The organism is Actinoplanes sp. NPDC051633 (genome assembly GCF_040681735.1).
Classification (GTDB): Bacteria; Actinomycetota; Actinomycetes; order Mycobacteriales; family Micromonosporaceae; genus Actinoplanes.
This window is the reverse complement of record NZ_JBFAZH010000418.1, coordinates 1-6,050: the sequence shown is the minus strand read 5'-3', so window position 1 is coordinate 6,050 and position 6,050 is coordinate 1. Positions and strand designations below refer to the sequence as shown.

The window sequence follows — 6,050 nt, the reverse complement described above, 5'->3', positions numbered from 1 at the left end:
GGGCGGCCCACACCGGGGCGATGGTCGCAGAGTGTGCCGTGTCGAGGCCGAGCTCGAGCTCGCTGACCGAGGCCGGATCGGCGTCGAGCCCGTGAGCGGCGGCGATCTCGGTGATCCGGCGCGCGAGGTCGACGTCCTGCTGGGTCACCCACTCGATGACGTACTCGGTGCCGTCGTCGTCGCGGTAGACAGCGTCGTCGCTGACCAGCTCGAGGTCGACGTGGCCCTGGCCCATCGACACGCGCGGGTGGTGGCCGAGCGCGTCGCCCGCCTCGCCCACCGCGACGACGAACCGCGCCCCGGCGCCGAAATCGTCGACCAGGTAGCGGGTATGCAGTCCCTGGGCCAGCTTGCGCCAGTCGGTCAGGCCGGCCTCGGCGATCTGCTCGCTTCTCAGCATGTCCATGGACGCGGACCTTATCTTGGGCGATGTGTGGACGAAGGCCGACGGGGATGGCAGGGAAGCCGGTCGATATTGCCGGTCCGTCGCGGTCTCGCTACGGATCGGCCTGGGTTCGTCGCGATCTGGACGTGATCCAGGCGAACACCGCGGCGTTCATTCCAGCGATGACCAGCAGACCCGGCGCAATGACTTGAGTGCCGAACGGACCGATCAGGAAACCGATGAGCGCCGGCAGGGTGGCCGCCCCGGCAGTCGATGCGGCACTTTGCAGACCGATGGCCCGATCTGTCCAGACGTCGCCGACGCGATCGCCCGTCGTGAGAGTCAGGAGCGGAAACATCGGCGCGGCGGTAAATCCCAGCAGGATGATGCCGCCAACCGGAGCAAGGCCAGGCAAGAGCAACAAGGTCGCGCCGACGACCATGCCCACTACGCACGCTCTCAGGATCGGCCGCCGACCGATTCGGGTGGCCACTTCGCCCAGGACCACCCGACCGAGGAGAAGGGCGATCCAGTACCCCGACGTTGTTGCCGCCGCCACCTCAGGCGGCACAGCTCGGGCCGTGGTGAGGAAGGTGTATGCCCAGAGCGCCGTGCCCGCCTCGACGCCGGTCTGCAAAGCGAACACCGCGGCGCCGGACCACACCGCAGCCGGCGGACGCCTCCTGCGAAGTGGCTTCGTCTTCTCCGGTGATGAGCGTGACTGCGGCTGCTGAACTGCCGGCCACCGGCCAGTGGTGCACGCGAACACCACAGTCAGCATGGCGAGCAGCACGTCGACCAGTCCGAACGCCCACCGCCACGACAACCCCGCCATGGTCGTCGCCAGGAACAGCAAGGGGCCGGCAGCGGCACCCAATCCATAGACGGCGTGCAGCCAAGTGATCTGCCGAGCGTTGAACCGGCGCGCGGCGAAGGCATTGAGGGCGGCGTCGATGGCGCCCGAGCCTGCGGCCAGCACGACAGCGGCGACGATCAAAGCCCAGAACGCCGGGGCGAGCGACTGTGCAAGCAGGGCCACCGCGTACAGACCGACGCTGCCGGTGAGGATCTGGCCCAGCCGGATCCTGGCCAGCAGGGCACCGGTTGAGGCGCTGGACAGCATCGAGCTGACTACGACGAAGGGCAGTACCAGGCCGAGCGCTCCCACGGGTTGTCCGAAGCTCGCGCTCATCGACGGCCAAGACACTCCAAGCAGGCCGTCGGGCAGGGAGATGCCAAGAAAGGCGAGGTAGGCGAGGAGAAGTAGGGGCACGAAGAGCTCCGAGCGCAGGACAGCCGAACCGTCCGTACCTTGCCATCCAGCCGCAAATCCCTGCCAGCCCGCCGTGACCAGGAGGGCGACGGACGAGTCGGCCTGTACGCCGGATTCTGTGCCCACGGCCTGAGCCGTCGGCGGCGGCCATCCATCTCGGCCTGCCGTTGCCGGCAGGCTCTTGCGGCCTACCCGCAGACATCGGGCGAGCAGCCCTCGAACGTCTGCGCCGGCCGCCGTAGCGACCGTTCTTGGCCTTGCTCCGGGTGGGGTTTACCAAGCCATCCCGGTCACCCGGGATGCTGGTGAGCTCTTACCTCACCGTTTCACCCTTACCGTCGCCCTCGGGCGTCGGCGGTCTGTTCTCTGTGGCACTTTCCCGCGGGTCACCCCGGGTTGCCGTTAACAACCACCCTGCTCTGCGGAGTCCGGACGTTCCTCGGCGACACCCCGGAGGGCGCCGACGCGACCGCCCGGCCGACTCGTCCGTCGCGCCGTCATCCTACGCGGCCCGTAGATTCAACCTTGCTATGGACCTTGCACAACTCTTGCTGCTGATCGCGGCCGGTCTCGCCGCCGGGGCGATCAACGCGCTGGCCGGCGGCGGCTCGCTGATCACCTTCCCGGCGCTGATCGCGACCGGTCTGCCCTCCGTCGAGGCGAACGTCACCAACTCCGTGTCGGTCTTCCCCGGCTACGTCTCCAGCGTCCTGGGCAGCCGCCAGGACCTCCGCGGCCAGCGCCACCGGGTTCTGGCCACCGTCCCCGCAGCCATCGTGGGCACCGTGGCGGGCTGCGCCCTGCTGCTGCTCACCCCGGCCCGCGCCTTCGAAGTCATCGTGCCGTTCCTGGTGCTGGGCGCCGCCGCCACGCTCTTCTTCCAGGATCGCATCAAGAACGCGGTCGGCCATCCCCGGGCGTTCAGCCCGCGCCGGGGCGCGATCACGCTTCAGGTCGTCGTGTTCGTGGGCGCGATCTACGGCGGCTATTTCGGCGCGGCGCTGGGCGTCATGTACATCGCCGCCCTGGCGCTGGTGCTGGACGAGCCGCTGAACCGCATCAACGCCCTGAAGAACGTCCTGTCGGCCACGGTCGGCGGCATCACGGTCGTGGTCTTCACGCTCTTCGCCGACGTCCACTGGGTCGCCGTCCTGGCGCTGGCGCCGGCCACGATCGTCGGCGGCTATGCGGGCGCGCGTCTCGCCCGCCGCCTCCCCACCCACATCCTCAAGGCCCTGATCGTCACCTTCGGCACGGTGATCGGTCTGGTCCTGCTCTATCGAGCCTTCTTCTAAAGATTTGGATACGAGCCACCTGAAGTCCCGTGACACACCCGCGGGCCAGGCGGTGGGTCACCCCCGCCGCCCACCCGCCGGGCTGTCCCGCGGGTCACTCCCAGGTGTGGGCCAGGCGGTCGAAGGACTCGCTGTGCTGCGGTATCACGCAGAGCAGGTGGCCGCCCGGCGCCTGCAGGATGCGGCACTCCAGCCACTGCCTCAGCTCCACCGCCCCGAGGGCGACCAGCCGTGCCGTCTCGGCCTCGACGTCGTCGGTCTCGATGTCCAGGTGGTATCGCGGCGCGTCGTCCACGGCCTGGATCGCGACCACCATGTCCGGGAAGGCGCCGGCCAGGCTGGTGTACTGCTCCTCGCCCGGCACCGGGCGGGCCGGCGCGCCCAGCGCGGCGGACCAGAAGGCCGATGCCGCGCCCGCAGAAGACACAGGGGTATCGATGAGAAGTGTTGACAACCTGCTGCGATGCATCGCGCCAGGCTAGCAACGGACCGTTGTCTGTAGTAGGAACCTTTCGTGGCTGAAGACGACGTATTGGGGATCATCGAAACTCAGGTCGCGTTGCTGATGCGGCTGGGCGAGGCGTCACGCCGGGCCACCCGCCTCGCGCCGCACCGGGCGCTGGACCGGTCGGCGTACGTGATCCTGCGTCACCTCCAGGCCGGCGGCCCGCTCAACGTGTCGGCGCTGGCCGCCCGCCTCAACCTCGACGGCTCCACGGTGACCCGGCAGGTGACGGCGCTGGAGAACGACAACCTGGTGGAGCGCCGGCGTGACCCGAGCGACGGCCGCGGCATCGTGATCGCCCCGACCGCGCTTGGCCTCGAGCAGGTCGACGCGGTCCGCAAGGCCCGCCACGACGTCTACGACCGCGTGTTGCGCGACTGGAACGAGGCCGACCGGGCGGCCCTGGCCGGAACCCTCGAGCGGTTCAACGATTCCCTCGAGCAGTACATGCGGGAAACGAGGTGAAGGGCGCCGCGTCCCCCGAGGCGGGGAGGAACGCGGCGCCCGCTGCCCGGTTGGCGAACCGGGCACAAGGGAGCGAATCAGGCTGAGGAGGCCAGCTCGTCCGGGCTCCTGCGCTCCGCCTCGAGCTTGGGGTCGCCCTCGTCGGCGTAGTAGTCGTCCGCCTGGGTGCCGTCCACACCGTCCGGCGTCTTCATCGCCCGCAGGATGAACGTCACGATCACCGCCACCAGCAGGTTGACCGCGACCGCCACGAAGCCGACGTAGATCGTCTTCGGGGTGTCGAAGCCGAGCTTCTCGAGCGCGAACGCCGAGCCACCGAAGTGGGCCCGCTTGGTCGCCGGGTTCGCGATGTTCCACAACATCCAGAAGCCCAGGCCCATGCCGGCCACCCAGCCGGCGATCAGCGCGCCCCGGTGCAGCCATCGGGTGAACAGCCCCAGCGCCACGGCCGGCGCCGTCTGCAGGATGATGACGCCGCCGATGAGCTGCAGGTCGATGGAGAACTGCGGGTCCAGGAAGATGATGCAGGCGACCGCTCCGACCTTCACCACCAGCGACACGATCTTGGCGACGCCCGCCTCCTGCGCGTGGGTGGCGTCCTTGCGGATGTACTCCTTGTAGATGTTGCGGGTGAACAGGTTCGCCGCGGCGATCGACATGATCGCGGCGGGGACCAGCGCGCCGATGCCGATGGCGGCGAAGGCGATGCCGGCGAACCAGGACGGGAACTGCTGGTCGAACAGCAGCGGCACGACCGTGTTGCTGTCGACCGTGCCCTCCTTCGCGCCGGGCAGCGGCTTCACGCCCGCCGAGATGGCCGCGTAACCGAGCAGCGCGAGCAGCCCCAGCAGGAAGCTGTAGGCCGGCAGCGCCGACATGTTCCGCTTGATCACGTTGCGGTTCTTGCTGGCCAGCACCCCGGTGATCGAGTGCGGGTAGAGGAACAGCGCGAGCGCCGAGCCCAGCGCCAGGGTGATGTACTGCAGCTGGTTGTTGGGGTTCAGCGTGAGGCCGTCGCCGGGCGCCGGCGACGCGTCGAACTTGGCTTTCGCGTCATCGAAGATGCTGCCCCAGCCACCCAGCTTGTAGGGCAGGTAGATCACCGCGACGATGATCACGATGTAGATCAGCGTGTCCTTGACGAAGGCGATCAGCGCGGGCGCGCGCAGGCCCGACTGATACGTGTACGCGGCCAGGATCGCGAACGCGATGATGATCGGGGCGTGCCGGGCGAGCAGGCTGTCCCCGGTCATGCCCATCGTCTTGAGCACGGCCTCGATGCCGATGAGCTGCAGCGCGATGTACGGCATGGTGGCGACGATGCCGGTGATCGCCACCAGCAGCGCCAGCGTCGGCGAGTCGAACCGCCGCCGCACGAAGTCGGCGGGTGTCACGAAGCCGTGCCGGTGCGACACCGACCAGAGCCTGATCAGGATCAGGAAGAACAGCGGGTAGATGACGATCGTGTACGGCACGGCGAAGAAGCCGGCCGCGCCGGCGCCGAAGATCAGCGCCGGGACCGCCACGAACGTGTACGCGGTGTAGAGGTCGCCGCCGACCAGGAACCAGGTGATCCAGCCGCCGAAGCTGCGGCCGCCCAGCCCCCACTCGTCGAGGTGCGCCATGTCCTTCGGCGCGCGCCACCGGGCCGCGACGAAGCCCATGCCACTGACCAGCAGGAACAGCAGCGCGAAGACGATGATCTCGGTGATGTGCTCACTCATCGCCGGCCCCTTCCGCGGCGAGGCGATCATCCGCCGTCGTGGTCCGGGCGGTGGCCCCGGCGCTCCCGCTCACGGATGACCTCTTCTTCGTCATCTGATACACGATCGACGTGGTGACCACACCGAGCAGGATGAAGAGGAACTGGATCCAGTAAAAGGCCGGGAACCCCCACAGCCTGGGTGAGTCGAAGTTGTAGAGCGGAGTCATCAGCGGCACCACGATGGGGATCAGCAGCAGCCAGTTCCACGGGCTGCGGTCGGTGCGCGCCGGTGTCGAGGTCTCGGGTTCGGCCATCGGCCGTACCTCCCCCTGGGGAACGACGATCGGACTCCGTGAGATTAACGATTTCGCCGTTTGTTAACCGATCTCCCTGCGCCGAACGGGCCCGGTGGTGCGCCGAGC

The 6,050-nt window shown here is 68.6% G+C and carries 6 protein-coding genes, 1 other RNA gene and 1 pseudogene; 2 read left to right on the top strand and 6 right to left on the bottom strand.

Features of this window, described 5'->3' with window-relative positions; genetic code table 11:
- The 3 genes from AB0M20_RS22435 to rnpB form a co-directional block, all read right to left on the bottom strand.
- A partial coding sequence (locus AB0M20_RS22435) for a 4a-hydroxytetrahydrobiopterin dehydratase (protein WP_364301072.1) occupies positions 1-406 on the bottom strand: 406 nt, incomplete at its 3' end.
- Positions 407-497: 91 nt separating this feature from the next.
- Positions 498-1,658: an MFS transporter gene (locus AB0M20_RS22430; protein ID WP_364301070.1), complete on the bottom strand. Its 1,161-nt coding sequence runs from the start codon at positions 1,656-1,658 to the stop codon at positions 498-500.
- Positions 1,659-1,747: 89 nt separating this feature from the next.
- Positions 1,748-2,143, bottom strand: an RNA gene (gene rnpB, locus AB0M20_RS22425) — RNase P RNA component class A.
- Positions 2,144-2,188: 45 nt separating this feature from the next.
- Here rnpB and AB0M20_RS22420 point away from each other — a divergent pair.
- A complete protein-coding gene (locus AB0M20_RS22420; RefSeq protein WP_364301068.1) occupies positions 2,189-2,953 on the top strand; it encodes a sulfite exporter TauE/SafE family protein in 765 nt (254 codons plus the stop codon).
- Positions 2,954-3,047: 94 nt separating this feature from the next.
- Here AB0M20_RS22420 and AB0M20_RS22415 read toward each other — a convergent pair whose 3' ends face one another.
- Complete coding sequence (locus AB0M20_RS22415; RefSeq protein WP_364301065.1) at positions 3,048-3,380, bottom strand: VOC family protein; 333 nt, start codon at positions 3,378-3,380, stop codon at positions 3,048-3,050.
- A gap of 87 nt (positions 3,381-3,467) precedes the next feature.
- On the opposite strand from AB0M20_RS22415, the gene AB0M20_RS22410 reads away from it, so the two are divergent.
- The gene (locus AB0M20_RS22410) at positions 3,468-3,923 is read left to right on the top strand and encodes a MarR family transcriptional regulator (RefSeq protein WP_364301063.1); all 456 of its coding nucleotides are present in this window, start codon (positions 3,468-3,470) and stop codon (positions 3,921-3,923) included.
- Between the two features lie 77 nt (positions 3,924-4,000).
- Here the strand turns inward: AB0M20_RS22410 and mctP are convergent, their stop codons facing one another.
- Both mctP and AB0M20_RS22400 read right to left on the bottom strand, forming a co-directional pair.
- Positions 4,001-5,647: a monocarboxylate uptake permease MctP gene (gene mctP / locus AB0M20_RS22405; RefSeq protein WP_364301061.1), complete on the bottom strand. Its 1,647-nt coding sequence runs from the start codon at positions 5,645-5,647 to the stop codon at positions 4,001-4,003.
- A gap of 79 nt (positions 5,648-5,726) precedes the next feature.
- Positions 5,727-5,942: pseudogene (locus AB0M20_RS22400) on the bottom strand (DUF3311 domain-containing protein); the annotation flags it as partial.
- Between the last annotated feature and the right edge of the window lie 108 nt (positions 5,943-6,050).